Below are 24252 nucleotides of genomic sequence, written 5' to 3' on the forward strand. Positions count from 1 at the left end.
CTCCTTAACGCGAAGTGCGCTCAGTGTGCCCCAACAAACGATAAATACGCGTTTGCAACTCATTGGCAAAACCGTAATAACGACTGGAAAGCTTGTCAGCACGTGCCGAAAAGCGGTTATACGCCACGACCGCAGGAATAGCGGCAAATAAACCAATAGCTGTCGCAATCAGCGCTTCTGCAATCCCTGGTGCAACTGTATTGAGGGTTGCCTGTTCAACGGCAGACAGTCCAATAAACGCATTCATAATGCCCCAGACCGTTCCAAATAAGCCTATATACGGGCTGACTGAACCGACTGTTGCAAGAAAGGTCAGATTTTGCTGAAGCTTTTCTTCTTCTTCACTGATGCTGCTGAGCAAACGACGTTCTACCCCATCAATCACATCACTTGTAGTGAGTTGCTCATCTTTGATCAATTGATGGTATTCATCCACCCCATGTTGAAAAATGCTGACTACGCCTTTCTGTTGTTCAGGCTGTTGGTAATCTTGCTGTAAAAGATTGAGATCTTTTTGCTGTCTAAAATTCTTTAAAAAGCGGTTCCAAAGCTGCTCTTGTCCACGAAGTAACATACCGTGACGCACGATTAAATACCAACTTACGACTGAGGATAAAACCAAAATCAACATCACTACTTTCACCAACACACTGGCATGGCTAATCAACATCCAAACCGACATTTGATCCATTGTTGCTTGCATAACGCACTCCAATTTTTTACTGCATGGTGCAGTACATGTATATTTTTAAAATGGGCTGTGACTCTTTGCCCCAGCCTATGTACTAAAGCGCTATTTAGTCCAAATGCAGGGCTTGAGCGATTTTTTCCCACGGCACATATTTAAAGTTCTGATTGGTTTCAGGCATCCGTTTACGTCCATCTTGCACCACCAACATGCCTTGCTTCCATTTGCCACCAAAATTTAGGGAACTCACATCTAGTCCATCTGTTTCAGACACAGCGTCAATGCCTTTGTCGATATTGATGCCGATACGAAATGCGCCACGAACCGTATAAGGTGCTGCGGCATCAAGCACCACAAAGCTGTCATTGCCTTGGCTTGAAACTACCAAATAACTTTGCTTTTTACCGTGATAAAGTCCCATTCCCTCAATGTCATCATGCATCACCTCTCCTACACCTATCACCTGCTGCATAGGGAGCTGAGTTTTTGGATTGAGATCTTTTACCCACACCGCGACATCTTCTTCACCCAAGAAAATACGTCCTGTGGCATCGTCTACGACACAGCCTTCAGGTTGGGTTTGAACTGAAAAACGTTGTACTTCTTCAGCCCGTAATTTTTGCTGTGCAGCCGTGATGTGGTATTGAACAAAAGTCCCGTTTTTATCGTTGGGAATGGCATAGATTTCCCCTTGAGCATCGCGGTACATACAAATGCCATAAATATCATCCAATGTAGTTGCTAGCTCGCCGAGCACAGAAACCTTGCCCGTTTTGGGTTGAATCGCAAAGAGATGCAGACTGTTATGATCTCGGTTCGATGCCACAGCCAAATCGACCGTTTGATTGCCCCATTTAAAACCGTAGCGTACATCAACATTATTCAATCGCCCTACTGGCAAATACTGCACGGTTTTGCCCTGTAAATCGTTAACCTGTAAACCACCTTGTTTATCTGTCGCTAAAATGCGGGATTGACTCGGTTGTGTAGCGTTATGCCAAATCGCAGGATCATCAGCCGCGTCACCTGTACTTGGCACACCCTCCGTCTGCACTTCTGCTGGAATGGTGATGATATTCTGAGCTTTGGTCTGGGTCTGAGTTTCCCATTCCGCATCCGCCACTTTTACGGTTTTATCATCTAAAATCAGCAAGGATTTATCGGTTAAATTACCTTGAACACTCAAAGTCTCTGCTTCTTTCACCGTGTCTAATTGTAAAGGGGGCTGTGCTTTCCATTGCTTATCTTGCTTTTGATAACGATAAAGCAAAGGTTTTTCTGCATCGAGTACAGCGATATGATCATCTACAATCGCAATTGCAGAAGGTGAACCTTGAATCGAACCAAAGGGTTGCACGAGATCCACCGCCTGACGCACCATGTCTGCTTCGGAATGAGCTGGATATGCCCAAACGCCAACATTCGCTTCATTAATAAACAGCTCTGCTGTGGCATCATTCACTTTGCATACACTACTAGCAGGTGGAAAACTGAGACGGCGTACCAACTGTGGTTGACTCAAAGCCTTCTCATGCTGAGCCACCAACCATTGTTCACCAAGCCCCTCTTCGCCTACTAAAAAAGCAAAACTCAGCCCTTGAGCATCGGTATATAAGCAAACATCTTCAGACTTAAATGAACGCTTTGGAATAAAGCTGGGTTTGTCCCATGCTTTATTTTTTAAGTTCATGCTCATCAGTTGAATTTGCTGTTGTTGCAAATTTGACGCAGCAATCAATAAACGCTCCGAACCAATCCGATAATCAAAACGCCCAAACTGACCTTGAATTTGATGTAGTACATTTTGTTGATCATCTAAGATTTGTAGCCCTTTGTTTTTACTGCTCAACAGTGCGGCAACTTCAGGCCATGCACTCAAGCTTAACCATTGCACATCCTCAGTTTTTGCCCCATTCATGTCGACTTCACGTAATTGCAACTTCGCTGCCATAGGCTGATCTATTGGTATTTCAGCCGAGCTTAACGACTGGCTATTTTGCGGAGCTTGGGGCACGCTGTGCTGACTGCATGCGCTCAATAACAGCAAGCAACTGCTTAAAGCAGACAATTTAAAAGATGAAAATTTCATAGAGACACTCAAAATTGGGCAAGGAAACTCAGGTCTGCTTTTACTGAGCAAACCTGAGAACTAAATTTAATTCGACTTAAAAATGGGTGTAGGTCAGTGCAAGTTTGTATGCTGGGCCATATTCTTCATATTGAGCGTTATAAGCCTTAGAGCCTGCATAGTTGTAATAAGTTTCATCGGTGATGTTTTGCACATCAAACGTCAATTGTAAGTTTTTAGATAAATTCACATGACTACTGAAATCAAGGAAGATTTGGTCATCGGTATAAATGTCTTTTTCTGGCGTGTCGATATCACCTAATGCATACAAATAGTTCGATTTATAATTTGCTGAAAGTCGTACACCAAAGCGCTCATTTTCCCAACCAATCATGGCATTACCGACCACATCCGACTGGTTTGGTAAATGAATACGACGGCTCAGAAATTCGCCATCTTTCATCGAATCAATATCCGCCTCTGACTTACTAAAGGTGGTATTTAAACCCAACAAGAACCCGTTCCATGGTGCTCCTAGATGGTCAAACTTTTGTGAGTAGGCAAACTCCATCCCGTACAGTTTTGCTTCATTACCATTTTTATAGGTTATAGCTTCATCAAAGTCAGCCCATTGCCCTGTTCCTGCAATATTGGTGTTATAAATAAAGTTATCGATATCTTTATAAAATGCGTAGAAACCCACCATACTGGCTTTGCCAAAATACTTTTCCACCCCCAAATCAAAGTTAGAAGATTCTAAAGGCTTTAACATTGGGTTACCAAACTCAGCTTCATCGCCATCGATATAAACACTTGGTGCACTTTGCGCAAAGTTTGGACGTACCACACTATTGGTCCAAGCGGCACGGAGGTAAGCGTTATCGGCCAATTGATAACGTAAATGTAGGCTTGGCAACCAATGATCATAGTCATTTTTATATTTAGTCGCAGTGATCACATCATCGTTGAACTCAAAACCACGTGCTTCAAAGTTGGTATTTTCATAACGTAAGCCTGCAATCACACGCAGTTGATCCAAATCAACGGTATTCATGACATAAGCCGCTTGTATGTCTTCATTCGACTTAAAGTCATTAATGATTGAACCGTCAGCAACCACATAATCATTTGGATTTAATCCACTGATTTTATCTTTAATAGCGTTTTTATTAATGGTTGGACCAAACTGACCCAGTTCATAATGGCTGTTTGAATTGAAATCTGAACTTGACGTACTGAGATCTTCATATTTCCATTCATCGGTATTGTTGGTTTTTTCACGTTGACTGATTTTTCCGCCGAACTTCAATGCAGCAGCATAATTCCCCAGCATATAGTCTTTCAAAAAGTCTAATTTACCGTTGTATTCTTTATCGGTGGTTTTAGATTTTTCCCACGACACCGAATCTAGCTCATAGTTGGCCGCATCATAAAAATCTTGGTCTGCCGTAATTACAGGTTTTTGCGTACTATTAAATCCAACATTACTAAAATCACCTTGGTATTTTGCCCCCGAAATTCCCCCTGGATTTTCCTCCGATGCTTCGCTATAACCGAGCTGACCTTCCACCGTCCACGTGCCAAAACCTTGCTTACCACCGAGGACAAAAGACTGTATTTCTTGTGTTTCTTCACGGCTCTTCAGTGAACGAGTCACTTCTGCATCACCACGCTGGCCTGCAAGTTGTGGATCAGAAAATTCAGCCGCCACTTCCTGACGTGATTCAGTGTCTTTAAAGCGACTATATAAAGTTCTTAAATAGTATTCGCCTGTGTCATTCGGACGGTAATCAAAGTTTAAACCCGCACCAATGCGCTCACGTTCGATGTCATATTGACGCATTGCGGTTTCTTCAAGTGCGTCACCATCCCAAGCCCCACCCGTTTCAACATTGTCCGAGCCAAATTTTCGGTTTTGATAACTCAGTGCCAGTGCCACCCCAAGGTTGTCTTGCCCCTCACCAACACTGAAACGATTACTGATAGCACCAGATGCTTTAGGGCTATATTTTTCCCGTTTTTCATCATAACCACCTTCAATCGTTCCCGTATAAAACAAACCGTCATGGTCAAAAGCCGATAAACTTTCAACCTGCACCGTACCACCTAATGAGTTGGCATCCATGTCTGGTGTCAGCGTTTTCACCACAGCCAATGACTGTACTAGCTCTGAAGGTAAGACATCCAATGCTACGCCACGGCGATCGCTTTCAGGCGCGGGAACCAAAGTACCATTGATGGTTACTGCATTTAAGTCAGCGCCTAAACCACGAACGGAAACAAAACGTCCTTCGCCTTGGTCACGCTCTATAGATACACCTGGTATCCGTTGCAACGCTTCTGCGGCATTGTCATCGGGTAATTGTCCAATGCCATCGGCATGTACCACACTGCTGATTTGGTCGGCACGTTTTTGTTCTTTGAGTGCTTTATCTATACTTGCAGCTTGACCAATGACCTGTACATATTCCACCGTGTTATCTTCGGCATGTAGATGCGTCATGCTCAGCATTGACAGGACCAGTGTGCTGAGCTGAAAACCCGCACGCTTATGTTTCATGAAACGGCTCTGATTATTTTGCATTATGTTCTTCCCCTCAAGCCAAAGTGGCATGGTTTGAACGCACAATAGAAATTGAATGTGAACATGATGTGACAGTGCCTTTTACGATCTGTCCTTTTTATTTGTTTTTGGCCTTTTTCAGCAAAAAATGAGCTAATTTGATCTGTATAGAGAAAATACTGAGCATACAGAATGATGCATATTCACCTCAAAGATAGGGTTTTTCAGCATTTTTATTCTCAAAAATCAAAAATACCCTGATCTATTTTGACCCTAGCCATTGCCATCAAACTGTCATCTAAATCTGTTTAGCTTGGGCGAAAATAAATCATTTCAAAAAATGCTATGCCTAAATACTTTGCTTACTACCGCTGGCCTTTATTATGTGTAGCGACTGCCTGTAGCTTATCCCTTTGGTTGTTTATCTTACTTGGGCAGAGCAAGTCATTTGCTGAATGGAACTGGGTCGATATTTTAGGTGAAGGGGGAGCAACTGTTTTTATTGGTATTTGGATTTTCTTTATTATTAAAAGCCGTCCTTTGGGCCGTGTAACCAACTATATCTTTTATGGACTGTGTTTTATTTTTTTCCACATGTGGATGGACAGCTTAGATGAGTTTATTCGCCTGCCTAAAGAAATCATGTGGGATGCATGGCTTGAGTCCATTCCTTTTCCAATTGGACTGTATCTATTTACCATCGGGATTTATTTTTGGCATCAAGAAGAACAGGCAATTTCTAAACACATGCAAAAACGAGAACGTATTTATCGGGATCATCGCTTATTCGATGCACTCACCCCTTTGGCCGATGCTCATTATTTTAAAACACAGCTCAAAGCCGCAATCGAGCAAAACTTGCATGAACCCAGCGACATGTCCGTCATACTGCTAGATATGCATAATTTTAATCAGATTAATCAAACACATGGCTTTGATGAAGGCACATCTATTTTACAGCATGTTTCACAATTGATTAGCTTAAACTTACGACCACAAGACCTGCTCTGCCGCTTCGCAGGAGATCGTTTTATTATGTTGTTACCAGAGACTAAGCTACAACAGGCTGAAAAAATGGCTGCTCAACTTGAACGCATGCTTATGGTCAGTGCTTATTATCAACGTGATCTGTCTGTGCACATTCCTCTAAAAGCACTCACGACCTGCTGCGCTGTCGGACAATACCAAACTGCCCAACAACTCTTGAGTGCCTTAAATCAGCAATTGCTCCAAGTGAAGCAGTACTACTCACCGAAGCGAGTCATGGTATGAGCTTTGAATGCGACTACAGCTACATTCCTGCGCATCATCAATTGTCTATTTTAATTGATTTGGCAGCGAGTCATGAAGTCGAACATCACGTCCTGCTCAGTGGCAGCAGTATTTTCTTAGAAGATATCTTTTCGGGGCAAAAACTAATTAGTCAACAACAGTTACAACAGGTTTTAAAAAATGCTGAACAGTGTTTTCGCAATCAGGACATCAGTTTTTTATTTGGTCAACGCAGCCTAACCACCCCCTTTAATGACGCCATTAAATCCATGCTTTATGCATCGACCTTCGATGAGGCACTTAGCCGTTATTTAACATTTTCCGCGTCCGTTTCACCTTGGTTATGCCCTCGACTCATGTACAGTCAAAGCCATATTCATATTTATTGGTTAGATGAAAACAAGCTTGAAAATCGCTTTTTAATCGAAAGCGCAATGAGTGCAATACAAGCATTTAGCCGTCAACTGTATCAAACCAAGTTAGCGTGGAAATTCGAATTTAATTTTTCTGAACCGGATTATATTGAACAATATTGGACGCATTTAGGCAGTGCTTTAGAGTTTAATCGCCCGATCAACATGATGAGCCTGCCTCGTGACGTGATCCATGAAAAACTTCCCAATGCCTCTTCGACCTTAGCTGCAATCAGTTATCAACATGCGCTGAAAGAAATGACGGCTCAAAATATTCAACAGAGTTTTTTGCTCAGTTTGCATCAATACTTCATGCAGAATATTCAAAATAATATTCAACTTGAACAAACCGCTGACTATTTTCAAATGAGTTCTGCCACCTTAAAACGTAAACTGAAAAAGCATCAGACCCATTTTCAGGCGCAACTCGATCAAAGTCGTTTGCATACTGCCGTCATTTTATATCGTGTACATGGTTTTAAAACTGAACAGATTTCTCAGTATTTACAAATTAACGATGCGACCAATTTTCGACGTGCGTTTAAGCGTTGGAGTGGTTTAACTGTACAAGCGGCACAGTCCTAAGCGCTTATTTTTCCAAAAAAAATCACGGGTATTTCTATTGTAACGTCGAAATTAAAAGTCAAAAACTCATCGGCTAATCACTAAAGTCCGCATAGTCACGTTCGCTGTATTTTTCTGTTTGTGTCCAAGGTGTAGCAACATGTTGGCCAATTTTGCGCACGGTAAAGGTTTTGGCATAGCCTGAGGTCGGTTTGAGCAATTCATATTTTTGAACCAGTTGATCTTGTTCACTCCATATAATATTCAACGTTTGCCCAGCACTGCTTATTTGATAATGCGCTAACTTCGGATCACGTTGAATCAATTGTGCTCGCTTTAAAATGTCAGGATGAATCAAACTATATTCACAGCGCCAACAGTTTTTCATCCCTAGCATTTCTTGATCGACATCCTGCAATTGCACCCGCATTTTTTCATCTGGCAAAATATAAAAACGCTGAAACGGACTTTCTACGTTTGCTTGCCCGACTACATCTTTGCGCTGCATCCACTGAATTGCACTGTCAAAACTCACATGCTCATGGGTGTCTGTTTTGGCAGACACATGAGCGTTGCTATGTGTCTGGGCTTCGTCAGCATGCGTTTGTGTGTTTAAACGTTCAATCCAAATATTTTGCTCATCTCGAATTATTTTCTCACTGTATTTTTGAATGGTCGTGACCCCATTGGCATCCAACCGTTCAATCTGATAATCAATACGATATTCATCGGCCGACCATACCCATGGACTGAGCAAACTGAAAGACAATGCTAAGAATTTCATTTTGAATTTGAACGGCCGTATAAATCTTGTATCCATTAGAATCCAAACGCCTTTTTCAATTGCTCAAATACCCATGTATTTTCTTGTGTGCCTTTGAATAGATTTGAATTCTTTCCTTCAGCAAACAGCATCACATCTCCGCCGCCATGTGTTTCGCTTTTCGTCAGTTGTACCCCGACTTCTTGTTTATAGTTGTCAGCAAAGGCTTGCTCGTTGCTAATACTGTCACGAATATCTAAACGTTTACCCGTACCATTTCCAAAAACAAGCGTCGTTCCTGTTGCCCCATTTACATCGCGGTATGGATTATGTACTTGGCCATCAGCCAGCACTTTGCTGTAAGCATTTTGCTCTTTTGCAATATTATAGTCATAGCTCAGCCCCAAAATACCTGGATTAGTTTCCGTCGTTTGACCCGTTCGTGCGGCATAACCATTAAAGGTCATCACATGGTCATGGTCTGCCGTCACTACAATCAAGGTATTGCTCAAATCCACTTTATCCAGTGCAGTTTGAATTGCATCATTAAATGCCTTGGTTTCCTGCAATGCCCGTTTGGCATTATTGGCATGTAGCGCATGGTCAATACGCCCACCCTCAACCATCAAGAAATAGCCTTGTCCATGACTCTGTGCTTGCAGTGCATCAATCGCTTTACTGGTCATCGCCGCCAGACTCGGTTCAGTCTCTATATTCTTCTTGAGTCGGTCCAAATCAAAATTTAAATGTGACTGTGTGGAGAATATGCCGAAAATTTTCTGAGTATTGACCGTCTGTGCCAAATCACTTTGGCTTAAAACGATTTGATAACCCTGCTGTTTAAACTCTGCCAATAAATCACGACCATCCAAGCGCCCTTTGGGGTTAGAGACTGCATCATAAGGCGTCCAATGATTTAAGCCGCCTCCCATAAGGACATTAATACCATCCAATAAGTTTGGATTATAAGCTTTACCTTTTGGAACAGCTTGAAGCGCGATATCGTATTGCGCATCACGGTGACAGATATGTGCATAGGTTGCCGCAGGTGTGGCATGGGTGAGTTCGGTCGTCGTCACTACGCCAACCGCTTTACCCTGCTTTTTTGCCAGTTCTAAAATACTTAACGCAGGCATCCCTGCGACCATACTACTGCCCTGTTCTGGACAACGGTTGATGGCTTTCGCTAAGCTTTTGCCATTCGGCAATTTTCCTTCTTCAGGTTCGACCGCAACCGTTCCTGTTGTCATGGCAATCACTTCATTTTTATTTTTCTGCCCAGTCATATAGGCACCCATAGAGGGAGCGCTATCTGTGGTTTGACCATCCTCAGAATAGGTTCTAATCCTTGCTGCGTGCTTCATGCTGTCCATGGCCAGTTTGCCATTTTCCCCCACAGCATAAATACGACTTGCCGTCACTGTGGTTGGTCCCATGCCATCGCCTAAAAAGAATATAACGCTTTTCGTCGGTGTAACTGTGGTGTCCGCAGCATACAAAGCACTTGAAGAAATCGACGCTGTAAGCATAAGCATCATGTATGGGATGGTTTTTAAAGTATGTTTCATGTGATATCCCTCTGCTATAAGCCTGTGATCTTACGAATGAGGTGATTGACCTCAATATTTTCAAGGCTACCTGAGAACTGATCGGCTCCCTGACCAATCGCACCTAAAAACACATCTGCACCGCCATGCGTTTCTTTATCTTTATAGCCCGTTTGAATCACAGCTTCTTGTTGGAAATCATCCGCAGCAGTGCCCGTACACCAACCCGTTTCAGCCAAAGGATAGGTGAAACTATATTTTTCACCTTGTGGTGCCTTTGGCCCTTGTACAGGATGACAGACATCAGTGTCTTTTAAGTTCAGTACCAAGTCATCCATACGGTTTTGAGTGGGGCGTTTTTTGCCCGTACCAAAACCGATAATCGGATAAGGTTGACCATGAATATCTTGAGCAAAGCCCGCTTGATCATAGTTTTTTACCAATCCAAGCACACTGGTTTCCTTACCTTCGACGTATTTTCCTGTACGCTTGGCATAACCATTTAAAACCAAGGTGTGATCATGGTCGGCTGTGATTACAATCAGTGTATTTTTAAGTTCAGGATCACTTTGTTTAAGCTTTTGAATGGTTGCTTCTAAAGCATCATTTAAGGCAATCGTGTCTTGTAAAGCACGTTTGGCATTGGTGTCATGCAGCGCATGATCTATACGCCCGCCCTCCACCATCAGGAAAAAACCTTTTTTATTTTGCGCCAGGATGTCTAAAGCAGATAGCGTCATTTGCTTGAGACTCGGCTCTGCCAAGTTTTTCTTGGTGCGATCCAAGTCGTAATTTAAATGGCTGTGATTAAATAAACCCAATAATTTTTCATTTTTCGCCAGTTGCACTTGGGACAGTTGGTTTTCATCAAAAACCACGCGGTAGCCTGCCTTTTGCATCTCGGTAATTAGATTGCGCCCATCAGTACGTTCTCCACCTGCATCTTTAGGCAAAAATTGACGCTTACCTCCACCTAAAACCACATCGACTCCATCTTTGAGTTTGAGGTTATAGCGTTGATAATCATCGCCTTTTGAGCTCGGGACCAACTGTGATGCAATGTCATTTTCAGCATCACGGTGGCATATATGCGCATAAGTCGATGCTGGTGTGGCATGCGTGATCCGCGTTGTGGTCACAACCCCTGTCCCCCAGCCCTTTGCTTTGGCTAATTCAAGTAAAGTCTGTGTGTTTTGCTTATTTTTGTTTTGTGGGTTACTAACGCACTGGTTATTCCCTACTGAGTCAGGTTCAACCGCAATCGTCCCTGTCTGCATAGAGATCACCTCGTTTTTCATCTTCACACCGGTCATGTACGCGCCCATCGAAGGTGCGCTGTCCGTGACTTGCGCATCTTCAGAAAAGGTACGAACAAAAGCAGACTCAGGCAGCCGATCAATCGCCAACTGACCATCTTCACCAACAGCATAAATACGTGAAGCGGTAAGCGTGGTGATGCCCATACCATCACCCAAAAAAAAGACCACACGTTTCGGTTGTTGGACTTTTTCTTGTTGGAGCTGTTGCTCTGTATTGGCTTGTTGATTTCGCGTTATCGTAGTAGTTTGACAAGCGGTAAGCAATAAAGCGCTGAAACTTATACATACCACGCTGATTGTTTTTAATTGGAATTTTTCAAGAGAACCGAGCATGGCATCAACCCATCTAAAGATGGCTGAACCATACGCCGCAGATATTTAAATAAGATGACATTTAACTACTTTTTCATTTACTTGCTAAAAATAACCCGAAACCTATTTAAGCCAAGGATTCCATTACTCGAATGTTTAGCTTATTTTGATAACATCATTAGTAAGCATATAAAGATGCATAAATTCCAGCTAAGTACACTTCAATGCTTCTCGCTTTACTGAGGACTAAATTATATTACCCTTTTAATGAGCTGAATAAAGTCTCTATTTTATTACGATGCTTTAAATGATATTCATCATATATGGAGATTAAAACAGATTTCATATTCTTTCCGTTATATGCAATTAAATCAGTGCTTTATAATTTTATCTGCTTGGATGATAATCCTCCCATAAATAACTCAGCGGACGCTTACGATCCAGCGTACTGCGACGATAACCATAGATGCCATAACTGGCCTCATAAGAAGAATGGATGAGCTGTAATAACCGCTTATCTTCAATCGTCCTGCCTGATTCGGGTTCATGCAACCAGGCATAGTAACCAGCACGAGCGATCTTAAGGACCCGACACATCGTTTTAATCTTAAATTGATGGCTGTATTCTAGGATAAACTGATACTTCACTCGGGCAGGCTTGCAAAGCGGCGTGAAAGCAGTGCTTTCACTTTAAGATATCCCGTTCCTCTTCAGTCTGTTTAAGCTGACTTTTAAAACGTAGGATTTCTTTCTTTGCTTCGCGTAGTTCATGTTCATCAGAGTTGTTACGTAAAGGCTGTACCGCCTTTAGCCATTTATAAATGCTGTGCTGTGATACACCTAAACGCTATGCTACATCAGTGACAGAATATCCACGTTCATTAATCAATTTAACAACTTCATCTTTAAATTCTGGAGTATATCGTTGCCCACTCACAATATTCTCTCCTATGCAAAAAGAATAGACTAAATTTGTCTAGGAGAGTAGTGACAGTCCATATCTAACTAAAAGGTATCTATAAAATCGGTGGCTATTTACCTGCTGTATCTGAGATTATTTTCATTTAGCGTCTATCATACTGCGCTCTTAACTGACCTTTACCAAATACTCTTCGTCCTTTTGGCTTTACACGTAAGTATTGAAGAGTACGTTTGTGATGATCAGTAAGGTATTCCATTGCCTCAATGAAATTTGTCACTTGGGTTGAATCACGACGATAGATTACACCAATCCCCAGCTTATTCTCTCTTCGAAGTTTCGCTACACGTTCCCGGTTCCAACAATTATAGCCTTGACCATAACCTCTAGTAATATCCTTCCATAACTCAATAATTTCATTCCCCCAATATTCCGCGCTTCCAGCACGGTAGGCATTATCATAAATGATTGCTAAGTGACAGTGAAAACCTTTACTTTTACCGCCTTGCTCCACTCCCCATATATACCCGATCACATGTTTAAATATGCCATCCTTATTCTGGATACGATTAAGCAGTATATCTAAGTCCTTATAAATATCTTCAACTCTAATTCGACTAGAATATTTTTGCAAATAACCCAAGTCTACACGAGCAACTAATATTCGACTGCATTTATTAAGTATTGATCTACAATATTCCTGCACTTCAATTTTATTTTCATCTTTCTGTTTTTCAATAGTTTCATAATCTTTCTTGAAAAGCTCAAATAAATCTAAAAACCATTTTCTTATCTCTCTGTACCCAATTATCTTTAACTCATCCATAAGTTCAAGATAACCAGAGTCTATTCTCTGTAAGTCATATCTCAGAATTACAAAGAATTTAAGATAACCTGTATATTCATCATCAGGATCATAAATATCATTAAAGTCAAATAATAGATCTATAAGCTGTGAATAGAATCCATCCCATTTTGTACGTTCTCTTTTTAAACGTTTTAAAAATTTCTCAATCTCAAGTGTAAGTTTTTCCTGATTAATTGAAACTCTCATGTTTAAACCTATGTGTGATAGTTACATAAGAGATAGGGAATTCAGTATATATATACGTTTACTTCACAATAAAGTGTTACCTAATAAACGATTAGATTAATAACCAAAGCTTTAGGGAGTCCAAATTCCTCCTGTAGTGCAGTACCTATTCTCCACATGAAAAACTTTTCCTCCCTGCTCTACGGTTAAATTCATGCAGGCCCTAGTCTCAAAAAAGCTAGAGTTAAGCTACAACCTAATAATAGCTACTAAAAATGTCCATAAGCTAATATTTTTAAGCATTCAACGTGAATTCAGTATTGAAAAATACTATACAAAATATTAGTATAAATACTACAAGAAATACTACAGGTAATTAATATAAATGGGCTTAACTTCAGTAAATCACAATATTCGTAAAGGGCTTTTGATTGACAAACTTTTAAGAGGTTTTAAAGAGCATGAGTATGTATGGATAGCTTGGAAAGCGGCTAGCAATAATAACTACACCCCTCGTGATTTTTTCAATTTTTATAATGAAAAATATTCTTATAAATATTTATTTGATTATATAAAAATAACTTTATCTAAACTTGAAGAAGAAGAAATAAATATCTTTATTAAGAATTGCCAAAAAGAACAGAAAGAATATATTTTAAATATAGATATTAACCTACACCTAAAAGATGACAGATTATGTTGGTTCTTAATTAATAGATTCACCAAAGACTACGATATACCTATTTTTATTAGAGAAAGTACATTTAAGAAATTAAAAAACTCAGAAACATCAAGTCAAATTAACAACTATATACTATATAAACATACCTCAAAATCTAGAATTTATAGACAAAACAACAATCATAAAGTTCATAAAAACATTAATAATCCTAAAATTTTTATTTTAGCTTTGATTTATTTAAACCCCGAAATAACGCACAATATAATTCAAAAAAATTTAGACTTGGAAGAATATATTGCTGATTTTGACAAAATAATAAAAGAAAAAATAAATCTAAATAAATACATTAAGGATAAAGATTTTATAGAGTGGAGCAAAAACTATATTGATAAAAATTTTGAATACAATATTTTCCCTCAATTTCTTTTTGAAAAAGAAAAGTTACATGAAAATTATATCTATGCCTATTTTGACGATCTTTACATTCATAATAGAGAAAAATATATTAATGATTTAAATAAACTTAAAAAAGCATGGCAGCAAAATGTTTTCAGATTAAAAAATAAGGATAATCTTAAAAAGAAATTTCACTTACCCTTAAGAAAAAATACAAAAGTTCGATTGAAAGAATTAGCAGAGCTTTACAATATTTCTGAATCAGAACTTCTAGAAAAATTGATTAATAAGGAATATGAAGAATATAAAGACTATAAGTAACTAGAAAGGAAAGGCTCAATACTGAGCCATCCATCCTTCTACCTGCTCCCCATACCACTGCATCAATCTCACCCGCTCATCCCAATATTGCGCTCGGTTATATGCCGAACGAATTCTATTTTGAGGCACATGAGCAAGCTGGCGTTCAATGGCATCTGGATTAAACAGATTCGATTCGTTTACGACTGTACTAAATAGCGATCTAAAACCATGTGTGGTCATCCGACCTGCATAGCCCGAACGCTTGATCACAGCCAAAATAGACTCGCTACGCATAGGTTCTTTGTTATTTAAACGATGGGGAAATAGCAGTTCCTGATTATGGGTAAGTCTCAAAGCCTGAAGCTCGGCAATCATCATGTCCGTCAACGGCACACGATGTGAAAGTCGGTTCTTCATCCGCTCTTCAGGGATATCCCACTTACGCCCCTCCAGATCAAATTCTTCCCAGCGTGCTTGTAGTAACTCACTGACCCGAACGCCTGTCAGCATAATCAGGACAATGGCATGATGTGTTTGAGCATCGGCAGGATAAGCCTTAATACGTCTAAGAAATTCAGGCATCTCAGAGGCAGAAAGCGAAGCCAGGTTTTTGACCCTTTTATTCTTGAGGGCGTAGACTAAATCACCTGCCGGATTGTCATAGCGGTATCCATGGGCAATGGCGTACTTCATGACCATGCCGCAACGAGATAAGGTCCGTTTTGCAATTTCAAGCGAGCCTCTAGCTTCAATCTTCTTAATGATCTGCAGAATCTCAGGTGCCTGAATCTGATTAATACGCTTATTAGCAAGAGCAATATAAAGCTCATCCAATGAAGCTCGAACATTACTGATGTGTTTGGATGACCAGGTTTCTTTTTGATTATTAAACCAATCTTCTGCAACTTCTTCGAAATAGGGCTTTAAGTCTTCATGCAATACTGAACGTGAGTATCGATGCTTAAGCTCATATGCAAGCTCCCTTGCCTTTTTTAAGCTTAAATCTGGATATGGGCCAAGCGATTCAGACTTACGTTCACCATGGACAGTGACGCGTACATTCCAATATTTTTGACCTTTGGTGGTAATGATGAGGGATAAACCATGTAAATCCGAAAGACGATACTGTTTATCTTTCGGCTGTGCTTTTCTGCATTCAGTATCTGTAAGTGGCATGTCGATTACCCATAATTGATGTATTAATTTCTGGGTAAATTTTCCCAATATTTACCCGCAAAGAGCAAATATGGGGTCAAATAGGATCAGACAATATCGGACAAACAGGCATAAAAAAAGCCTTTAAACATTGATTTTAAAGGCTTTTTTAGATTCCGATGGATTACTTCGGAAAGAATTTTGGTGGAGGTGGCGGGAGTTGAACCCGCGTCCGCCAGCACTACGCTCGAGAATACTACATGCTTAGATATCGTCTATTGTTTTAACTCTTTGTGACCCGACGAACAGGGTACAAATCGCGATCCTCTTAATTTAGTACAAAGCCCCGAGGCTTGGCTTTATACGGACTTGTGTGCGTGCGCTTCAGTCGGACTCTCTAACCACAAGTATTCGGAGAGGCGGACAAGCTGCCCTTAGGCAGCTAGAGCGTATGATTCGTCGTTTGCGACTAAAAAATGCAAATTTGATTTACGAGAGAAAATGCGCTCTCGGCATGCATCTATGAGTTTCATCACCAGCGTCGAAGCCAGAAACACCCCCAAAGTACAAGGCAATCATAGCATAAATGTCAAAAATTACGATGTATTTTCTGAACATTTACACAACTTGATGCGCTTAATTACATTATTGCGCTAATATTTTACTTTTCAAGCCAAATAACAGAAAAATTATGAGCTATTTACTGGCACTAGATCAGGGAACTACGTCAAGTCGGGCCATTATTTTTAATGAACATGGACAAGTTCAGGCAACGGCTCAACGTGAAACGCATATCCACACCCCACATTCAGGCTGGGTGGAACAGGATGCTCAGGAAATCTGGAGTTCACAGATTGCGGTAGTACAGCAAGCTTTAGCGACTGCAGGTATTCTGGCAAAAGATATTAGAGCCCTTGGCCTGACTAACCAGCGTGAAACCACTGTAGTCTGGGATCGTCGAAACGGCAAACCGCTCGCCCCGGCAATCGTCTGGCAGGACCGTCGTACCTCTGACTGGTGTAACCGGCTGATTGAACAAGGCCTGATGTCCAAAATTCAGCAAAAAACCGGCCTACGGATTGATCCTTATTTTAGTGCGGGAAAATTGGTCTGGTTTTTAGAGTATGTCGAGGGAGTACGGGCACTCGCTGAACAGGGCCATGTGGCATTTGGTACGATCGATAGCTGGCTGATCTGGAATCTGACCCAAGGCGCAGAGCACGTCATTGAAGCCAGTAACGCTTCTCGTACCATGTTGATGAATCTGCAGCAACAGTCGTGGGATGAAGAGCTACTCGAGCTGTTTAATATCCCGGTTTCGGTCTTACCGAAAATTATTTCTTCTGATTGTTATGTCGCTGACACGGCTTCTGGCTTACTGGGGGCCAATATTCCCATCACCGGCATTTTGGGGGATCAGCAGTCTGCCCTCTTTGGCCAGTCCTGTTTTGAGGTGGGCAGTGCTAAAAACACCTATGGTACTGGCTGCTTTATGCTGTTCAATACCGGACATAATATTCAGCTTAGCCAGAACAAGCTGCTTTCTACTCTTGCCTGGCAAGCCCAGGACCAAACTACCTATGCGCTCGAAGGCAGCGTATTTATGGCTGGTGCTGTAGTGCAATGGTTACGTGATGGCCTCGGAATTATTCAAAAAAGCAGTGATGTGGAAAAACTGGCGCATCAGGTCGAGCATAGTGACGGCGTGGTTCTGGTTCCGGCATTTACCGGACTGGGCGCGCCGCATTGGGATAGTGAAGCACGTGCCCTACTCTGTGGCATGTCACGCGGTACGACCAAAGCGCATATCGCTCGTGCAGCCCTTGAATCTATTGCCTTTCAGGTATCGGATGTGCTCAGTGCGATGCAGTCTGATATTGCACATCCACTTAAAGAACTGCGGGTTGATGGTGGTGCCAGCAGCAATGACATGCTAATGCAATTTCAGGCCGATATTCTGAATGTACCGGTACTGCGTCCGAAAATGCTAGAAGCTACTGCCTGGGGCGCAGCCGCTATGGCCGGATTAAAAGCTGGGGTATTTTCAAACCTGGATGAAATTTCCCAGTCCTGGCAGCTGAACCGTGCTTTTGAACCCAAAATGCAAAATGACGAAAGAGAAATGCATTTAGCCAAATGGCAAAATGCCTTGAAACGGGCTAAATCTGATCTCTAAATCCTCTAGGTTCATATTTGATCATTATAAAAAAAGCACTGTTAAACAGTGCTTTTTAATTTCCTCATTTCACGATTTTATTAATAGGCATAAGACGCAATTGCAGTTGCAATCGCCTTATCTTCATCATTGACCATGGTCATGCGCATGGTGCAGCCCTTACGCCCCAAACGTAAGGTTTCTGCACGTGCAATAAAATATTTGCCACGTCCAGGCGCCAGATAATCCACCCGCATATCGACCGTCGCCAGACGCGACACTTTTTTAATGGTATCTGCAATCGTTTCCGGTTCAGCTTTTTTATACAGTTCGCCCATGGCCACAATACCACCGACGCTATCCAGTACAGTTGCAGCCAGACCGCCATGCAGAATCTGGAAAGCCACATTACCAATCATGAAATCCTGCATTTCTACATAGGCCTCAATCTGGCCCTCAACCACCCGCATGGTCATACCGTTATGCTTAAAAAAAGGAGAGCTATTAAAAGCATGTACCAGCTGGTTCAGGACTACATCAATATCCACTTTCGAGCCCAGATGTATATTACCGGTCCAGTTTCTCTCTGTCTTACTCATCACTCTGCCCGAATCCACCACAATAAAAAACCGCTAATTTATGCCCAAAAATTTGAGTTAGGGCTACAATAGAGGCCTAGTTTAATACTGATTACTGAGATTTTTATGACTTATACGTTCAATCGTCCCGCGTTTCCTGCAACTCGCATGCGTCGTATTCGTAAAAATGAACATTTACGTTCGATGGTTCGTGAAACCCATCTCGCGGCAGATCATCTCATTTATCCAGTATTTGTCCTGCCAGGACAAAACCAGACCCAAGATATTCCAAGTATGCCGAATATCCAGCGTCTGTCAGCGGACTTGTTGTTAAAAAAATCAGAACGTCTACTGAAACTCGGTGTCAATAAACTGGCGCTATTTCCGGTCACCCCACAAGAAGATAAAAGCCTGACTGCAGAAGCTGCGTGGCGTGAAGATGGTCTGGTACAAAACACCTTGCGTTTATTGAAAAAAGAACTGCCAGAAATGGTGCTGATTACTGACGGCGCATTAGACCCGTATACCACACATGGTCAGGATGGCATTATTGATGAGAACGGTTATGTCTTAAATGATGAAACGGTCGAGTGCCTGATTAAACAGGGCTTGAGCCATGCCGAAGCCGGTGCAGATGTGTTTGCTCCAAGTGACATGATGGATGGCCGGATCGGTGCGATTCGTCAGGCCTTTGAAAAAAATGGTCATATCTATACCTCCATCATGGCCTATTCAGCCAAATATGCATCAAGTTTCTATGGCCCGTTCCGTGATGCAGTTGGTTCTGCCAGTAACTTAAAAGGCGGTAATAAATACAATTACCAGATGGATGTCGGTAACCGTGCTGAAGCCCTGCATGAAATTGCGCTGGATATTCAGGAAGGTGCAGACATGGTGATTGTTAAACCGGGCATGCCTTATCTGGATATCGTCCGCGAAGTCAAAGACACTTTTGGCGTACCAACCTTTGTCTATCAGGTCAGTGGCGAATACGCGATGCTGGCTGCGGCAATTCAAAATGGCTGGTTATCTGATAGCGTCATTTTAGAATCATTGATGAGCTGTCGTCGTGCCGGTGCAGATGGTATCTGGACCTATTTTGCTGAAGAAGCTGCGCTTAAACTGAAAGACATGAAGTAAAAGGATTTCGGCGCAATGCATATTGCCATTGTCGGCGCTGGCATCACCGGTTTGATGTCGGCGCTGGAACTGCTTGAACAGGGATGTTCTGTTACCCTTTTTGATCAACAGGCCGCCGGACAGGCTGCATCCTGGGCTGGAGGAGGAATCCTTTCCCCGATGTATCCGTGGCGTTATCCCGCTGCTGTAAATGCTCTGGCTCGACATGCCAAACCCATGTATCAGGACTGGAATCAAAAACTGCAACCTTTCACTGGCATCGATTTCCAGATTCATGAAACAGGTATGCTGATTTTTGATGAATCCGATTTTGAAATCGGTTTAAGTTATGCCAAAACACATCAGGATCCGCAGCAACAGGCAGAATTGCTTGATCAGGCTAAACTGCAACAGATCAATCCAAGAATTAATCATAGCAAATTCAAGCAGGCGATTTATTTCCCTGAACTGGCCAATATCCGTAATCCGCGACTGTTACAGTCGCTCATCAGTTACTTAAAGCAGCATCCGCGTGTCACCTGGCAAGAAAACTGTAAAATCACGCGCCTCAATATCCAGCAAAGCTGTGTAAAAAGTATTGTAGATAAAAATGGCCAGGTTTTTCAGGCGGACCAGTTTGTGATCGCCACCGGAGCATGGTCGCAACACTGGTCACAGCAACTTGGTTTGGAAATTCCGGTACAGCCGGTTCAGGGCCAGATGCTGCTGTTTAAAACGCCAGAAAACTGGCTGCCGACCATGTGCATGCATAAGGTGATGTACCTGATTCCACGTCAGGATGGACATGTTTTATGTGGTTCCAGTATGCGTCAGGTCGGTTTTAACACCTCGCCTTCTAGCGAAATCCGGCAGGATATTTTACAGGCGTGTATCGAGATGGTACCGGAACTGGCAGATTTTCCGCTGGTCAAGCAATGGGCCGGATTAAGACCCAGCTCACCCGATGGTATTCCCTATATTGGCAAAATTCCCAAGCTACACAATGCTTGGGCCAATTTTGGACATTTCCGGAATGGTTTATGCATGGGGCCGGCATCAGGCAAACTACTCGCTCAACTCATCCTTAAACAAATGCCAATCGTTGATCCAGCTCCTTATGATCCTGTCCGTTTATTAGAGCCCAGTCGTTTAGTGCTTTAGAATATTGCTCAGTGCTTCTTTCAGGGTTGGATAATGAAACTGGAATCCAGCCTCCTGCAAGGCTTTGGGCTGTACATACTGACCGTTTAATACCAGTTGTGACTGTTCTCCCAGCATCATTTTCAGACTGCATGCGGGTAGTGGAAGTAAGGGTTTGCGCTTCAGAATCTGGGCCGCAGTTCGTGCAAACTGGGCCTGACTGCTTTTTTCTGGCGCGACCACATTAAAGATCTGCTTGGTTGTATCCTCAAGCATCAAGAATTCAATCGCACGCAGCACATCCTCTAGATGCACCCAGGTCACTGGCTGACGTCCATGACCAATCCGCCCAAACAGATTCAGCTTAATCGGCAATAGCATCTGCGGAAGAATCCCACCACCTTTGCCAAACACCACCGCAAAGCGAACAATCTTGGTGTTCTGGTTAGTATAGGACAAGGCCAGCTGCTCCCACTTCGCACAGAGTTCGGACATAAAAATATCTTGTGGCGGACTTTGCTCCGTGCAGACCTGTTCCCAACGCTCTGTCGGATCAATGCCATAATAACCAACGGCCGATGTTGAAATAATCCGTTTCGGCCTAAGCTGATTTTTTTCTAAATAATCAAATAACTTTTTGGTAATGTCTAAACGGCTATCTAGCAATTTCTTTTTACGCGCTGCCGTCCAGCGGCCTTGCCCAATGCTTTCGCCAGCCAGATTGACCACATAATCAATCTGATGCTGTTTTAATTCATCCAGCTGATTGATCCAATGGAAGTCCGGATGTGGTTCATGTTTATTTTTCTGACGGGTCAGACCAATCACCCGATAATCCCGTTCCAGTAAAAAATGCACGAGATGACTGCCAATAAAACCACTCGCTCCCGTCACCAGCACTACAGGTTTATACATTAGTCATTCTTCGCCTTATTATTTTCTTGGTTTAAATTATACGCCACTCATCTTCAGCTTTTTAAACCAAGAAGATCTTTGTAGTGGAGAATTTGTATCTTTCATCATTCAATTAATTTATGAAGATCGGGTCACAAAATGATTCATCTATATTCACTGAGGCGAATGGCCAAACATTTTCTCTGCCATACGCTGGGCCTGCTTGCCATAAAACCAGTACGTCAGTAGATATAGTGGAATTGCGATCATCAGGAACATGATCAGCACAATACTCATAAATTGTGGCTGCTGTAGATACAGTAAGAAGTCCTGCCAGGCATTCGGATTGGAACGGGTGGCGATGACAATACCGAGCAACAGAAATAATAAATTATAGCCCCAGTAAATCAGGCTAAAACCGAGGGTGAATTTTTTACGCTCTGCCTGGGTCGGCGCACGTTTTTGCTGTTTTAGAAATTTAAAAAGCACCCAAATCATGGCCACCAGATACGGAACAATCGTCAAGACTGCACCCATGCCCATCGGCAGCAAGGCTGCCAGTACACCGCAAATACAAGTAAAAATAAAACATATAACGAAAAACCAGATAAAATAACGACTTAGCGGCAACATATGCATGACTCAGTGATCTTCAACAAGCTAGTATAAAAAAAATCAGGTTTTTTTTCATTTTATTGTCAACCATCCACTATAGGGTGACGTTATATAGGGTACAAGGTACAAAAATTTGGACTGGCATCCACGAATTTTTGCTGACCTTTAGAGCTAAAGCAATAAGTCCAGTGTACAGGGAAATTTTGAATAGCAGCCAAAATCTTCATGTAACACAAATTTGACCGACGATTTCATCATCACTCGAATCGTCGGTTTTTATTTTTTAAAATTCCTATTTTTTTAAAAGCCTGATGGATTGCATGACTTTTCGATGTCTGATGATTTGGATGCGATCATCCAGTAATTTCCATACTGATCAAAATAAATTCAGCTTAAACATCACCAACAATTCGCTGAAATATCGTTTTACAAGTAGATTTTTACCTGTGCTTTTTCCTATAGTAGCAAGGCAGATATCTTGGGGTTCATTACATGGCAGTTCATTTTCTTCACACTTCCGATTGGCATCTGGGACAATTTTTCCATAACCATGACCGTGAATTTGAACATGCACAGTTTTTGACTTGGCTACTTGAGCAAATTAAAACAAAGCAGCCGCATGCTCTGCTGATTGCCGGCGATATTTTTGATGTGATCAATCCAGCTTCCAGTGCGCAAAGACAACTATACCAGTTTCTGGCCGACGCCCACGACCTGGCGCCACATATGCAGACCCTGATGATTGCAGGCAATCATGATTCCGGTTATCGGATTGAACAGGTTGAACCCTTGCTGGCCAAATTCAATGCCAAAGCTGTGGGAATCGTAGGCCGCACTGCAGAAAATACCCTGAACCTGGATCGTCTACTTATTCCTATTTATGATCGGGATAAAAATATCATCGCCTGGTGTCTGACCCTACCCTATTTACGCAGTGCCGAAATTACCGGACTGAATGAACATACCAGCAATAACCAGAACGCGATCAGTTATCTGCATCAACAACTGATTGCCGAAGCCAAAGCCCGCAAACAGCCACATCAGGCACTGATTTTAATGTCACATGCGCACATGCAAGGTGGTGAGACCTCGGACTCCGAGCGTCCGATTATTGTCGGCAATGAAGAAGCCCTGTCGACGGCGCTGTTTGATGACGTGATTGATTATGTCGCGCTGGGGCATTTGCATAAACCACAAAAAGTCGGTCAGCCGCATATTCGCTATAGTGGCTCTCCGATTCCGCTGTCATTTAGTGAGATTAATTATAAGCATCAAATAGTTGAAGTCAGGATTGACCCTCAATTAGAAGATGAGGCACGTTTTCAGTTTGAAGCTTTGCTTATTCCACGCAGTGTAAGCCTGCATCGACTTCGTGGTGAACTCAATGAAATCTTTGAGCAGATTCGAACCCTTGAACATGGGGAAATTGAAGCAATTGATCAACGTGAATATATCGATATTGAATATCATACGGCAACGCCACCTCCACCCAATTTAAGACAAACTTTTGAAGATGCACTTCCGCCGAACCGCTATCGACTGGTGCGCATTTCACGTCAATATCAAGCTATTAATCTTGATGATGCACAAGCTCAGAAGATCCATTTAGAGCCGCCAACACCCAAAAGACTATTTGAACAGCTTTGGCTCAAACAGGGTTACAGCGCCGATGATTCGGTGCTGAAAGATTTCCTCAGCCTGATTATTGAGGCGGAAAAAAGTATTGATGCTAATGAAACACCATAAGGATATGC

Annotated in this window: 18 protein-coding genes, 1 other RNA gene and 2 pseudogenes; 7 read left to right on the top strand and 14 right to left on the bottom strand. The window is 42.1% G+C overall.

What is annotated here, in order from left to right:
* Window positions 1-4: 4 nt before the first annotated feature.
* The 3 genes from tolQ to NI465_RS13065 all read right to left on the bottom strand — a co-directional run bounded on the left by tolQ (window position 5) and on the right by NI465_RS13065 (window position 5340).
* Window positions 5-703: a protein TolQ gene (gene tolQ / locus NI465_RS13055; RefSeq protein WP_049590884.1), complete on the bottom strand. Its 699-nt coding sequence runs from the start codon at window positions 701-703 to the stop codon at window positions 5-7.
* A gap of 94 nt (window positions 704-797) precedes the next feature.
* Window positions 798-2777 carry a phytase gene (locus NI465_RS13060; RefSeq protein WP_253145617.1) on the bottom strand — a complete coding sequence of 660 codons (1980 nt, stop codon included), beginning with the start codon at window positions 2775-2777 and terminating at the stop codon, window positions 798-800.
* 76 nt (window positions 2778-2853) lie between these two features.
* Entirely contained in the window at window positions 2854-5340 is a 2487-nt protein-coding gene (locus NI465_RS13065) for a TonB-dependent receptor (RefSeq protein ID WP_253145618.1), read from the bottom strand.
* Between the two features lie 324 nt (window positions 5341-5664).
* Between NI465_RS13065 and NI465_RS13070 the strand changes: the two genes are divergently transcribed.
* On the top strand, window positions 5665-6591 hold the full coding sequence (locus NI465_RS13070; protein WP_163141003.1) for a diguanylate cyclase domain-containing protein: 927 nt from the start codon (window positions 5665-5667) through the stop codon (window positions 6589-6591).
* Window positions 6588-7589, top strand: a complete 1002-nt coding sequence (locus NI465_RS13075) for a helix-turn-helix transcriptional regulator (protein ID WP_253145620.1) — start codon at window positions 6588-6590, stop codon at window positions 7587-7589. Before NI465_RS13070 ends, NI465_RS13075 begins: the two co-directional genes overlap by 4 nt.
* Before the next feature lie 73 nt (window positions 7590-7662).
* Here NI465_RS13075 and NI465_RS13080 read toward each other — a convergent pair whose 3' ends face one another.
* The 6 genes and pseudogenes from NI465_RS13080 to NI465_RS13105 all read right to left on the bottom strand — a co-directional run bounded on the left by NI465_RS13080 (window position 7663) and on the right by NI465_RS13105 (window position 13482).
* A complete protein-coding gene (locus NI465_RS13080) occupies window positions 7663-8352 on the bottom strand; it encodes a hypothetical protein (RefSeq protein WP_227504441.1) in 690 nt (229 codons plus the stop codon).
* A gap of 35 nt (window positions 8353-8387) precedes the next feature.
* Window positions 8388-9899, bottom strand: coding sequence for an alkaline phosphatase (locus NI465_RS13085; RefSeq protein ID WP_253145622.1), 1512 nt, complete (start codon window positions 9897-9899; stop codon window positions 8388-8390).
* 14 nt (window positions 9900-9913) lie between these two features.
* Window positions 9914-11530 carry an alkaline phosphatase gene (locus tag NI465_RS13090; RefSeq protein ID WP_253145624.1) on the bottom strand — a complete coding sequence of 539 codons (1617 nt, stop codon included), beginning with the start codon at window positions 11528-11530 and terminating at the stop codon, window positions 9914-9916.
* 106 nt (window positions 11531-11636) lie between these two features.
* Window positions 11637-11882: pseudogene (locus NI465_RS13095) on the bottom strand (IS982 family transposase); the annotation flags it as partial.
* A 59-nt stretch (window positions 11883-11941) separates the two neighbouring features.
* Window positions 11942-12446 (bottom strand): annotated as a pseudogene (locus tag NI465_RS16865) (transposase); the annotation flags it as partial.
* Between the two features lie 127 nt (window positions 12447-12573).
* Window positions 12574-13482, bottom strand: coding sequence for a YagK/YfjJ domain-containing protein (locus NI465_RS13105; protein WP_184413672.1), 909 nt, complete (start codon window positions 13480-13482; stop codon window positions 12574-12576).
* Window positions 13483-13846: 364 nt separating this feature from the next.
* On the opposite strand from NI465_RS13105, the gene NI465_RS13110 reads away from it, so the two are divergent.
* On the top strand, window positions 13847-14860 hold the full coding sequence (locus NI465_RS13110; RefSeq protein ID WP_253145626.1) for a hypothetical protein: 1014 nt from the start codon (window positions 13847-13849) through the stop codon (window positions 14858-14860).
* A 15-nt stretch (window positions 14861-14875) separates the two neighbouring features.
* Here the strand turns inward: NI465_RS13110 and NI465_RS13115 are convergent, their stop codons facing one another.
* Together NI465_RS13115 and ssrA are read right to left on the bottom strand one after the other, a co-directional pair.
* Window positions 14876-16018 (bottom strand): tyrosine-type recombinase/integrase, encoded by a 1143-nt coding sequence (locus tag NI465_RS13115; protein WP_005027452.1) that lies wholly within the window; start codon window positions 16016-16018, stop codon window positions 14876-14878.
* A 181-nt stretch (window positions 16019-16199) separates the two neighbouring features.
* Window positions 16200-16558: a transfer-messenger RNA gene (ssrA, locus tag NI465_RS13120) on the bottom strand.
* A gap of 130 nt (window positions 16559-16688) precedes the next feature.
* On the opposite strand from ssrA, the gene glpK reads away from it, so the two are divergent.
* Window positions 16689-18173: a glycerol kinase GlpK gene (gene glpK, locus NI465_RS13125; RefSeq protein ID WP_253145628.1), complete on the top strand. Its 1485-nt coding sequence runs from the start codon at window positions 16689-16691 to the stop codon at window positions 18171-18173.
* 80 nt (window positions 18174-18253) lie between these two features.
* On the opposite strand, the gene NI465_RS13130 is transcribed toward glpK, so the two are convergent.
* Window positions 18254-18751 (bottom strand): thioesterase family protein, encoded by a 498-nt coding sequence (locus NI465_RS13130; RefSeq protein ID WP_004646146.1) that lies wholly within the window; start codon window positions 18749-18751, stop codon window positions 18254-18256.
* A 105-nt stretch (window positions 18752-18856) separates the two neighbouring features.
* Here NI465_RS13130 and hemB point away from each other — a divergent pair, with 105 nt between their 5' ends.
* Complete coding sequence (hemB, locus tag NI465_RS13135) at window positions 18857-19870, top strand: porphobilinogen synthase (protein ID WP_253145630.1); 1014 nt, start codon at window positions 18857-18859, stop codon at window positions 19868-19870.
* Window positions 19871-19885: 15 nt separating this feature from the next.
* Window positions 19886-21010 (top strand): glycine oxidase ThiO, encoded by a 1125-nt coding sequence (thiO, locus tag NI465_RS13140; protein ID WP_253145633.1) that lies wholly within the window; start codon window positions 19886-19888, stop codon window positions 21008-21010.
* Here the strand turns inward: thiO and NI465_RS13145 are convergent.
* Complete coding sequence (locus NI465_RS13145; protein WP_213686942.1) at window positions 20999-21904, bottom strand: TIGR01777 family oxidoreductase; 906 nt, start codon at window positions 21902-21904, stop codon at window positions 20999-21001. The two genes, thiO and NI465_RS13145, sit on opposite strands and share 12 nt — an antisense overlap.
* A 153-nt stretch (window positions 21905-22057) precedes the next feature.
* On the bottom strand, window positions 22058-22516 hold the full coding sequence (locus NI465_RS13150; protein ID WP_004646142.1) for an ABZJ_00895 family protein: 459 nt from the start codon (window positions 22514-22516) through the stop codon (window positions 22058-22060).
* Between the two features lie 474 nt (window positions 22517-22990).
* Between NI465_RS13150 and NI465_RS13155 the strand changes: the two genes are divergently transcribed.
* On the top strand, window positions 22991-24244 hold the full coding sequence (locus NI465_RS13155; protein ID WP_253145634.1) for an exonuclease SbcCD subunit D: 1254 nt from the start codon (window positions 22991-22993) through the stop codon (window positions 24242-24244).
* Window positions 24245-24252: the final 8 nt, after the last annotated feature.

The sequence above is a fragment of the Acinetobacter lwoffii genome (genome assembly GCF_024129855.1).
In the GTDB taxonomy this organism is placed as follows: Bacteria; Pseudomonadota; Gammaproteobacteria; order Pseudomonadales; family Moraxellaceae; genus Acinetobacter; species Acinetobacter lwoffii_L.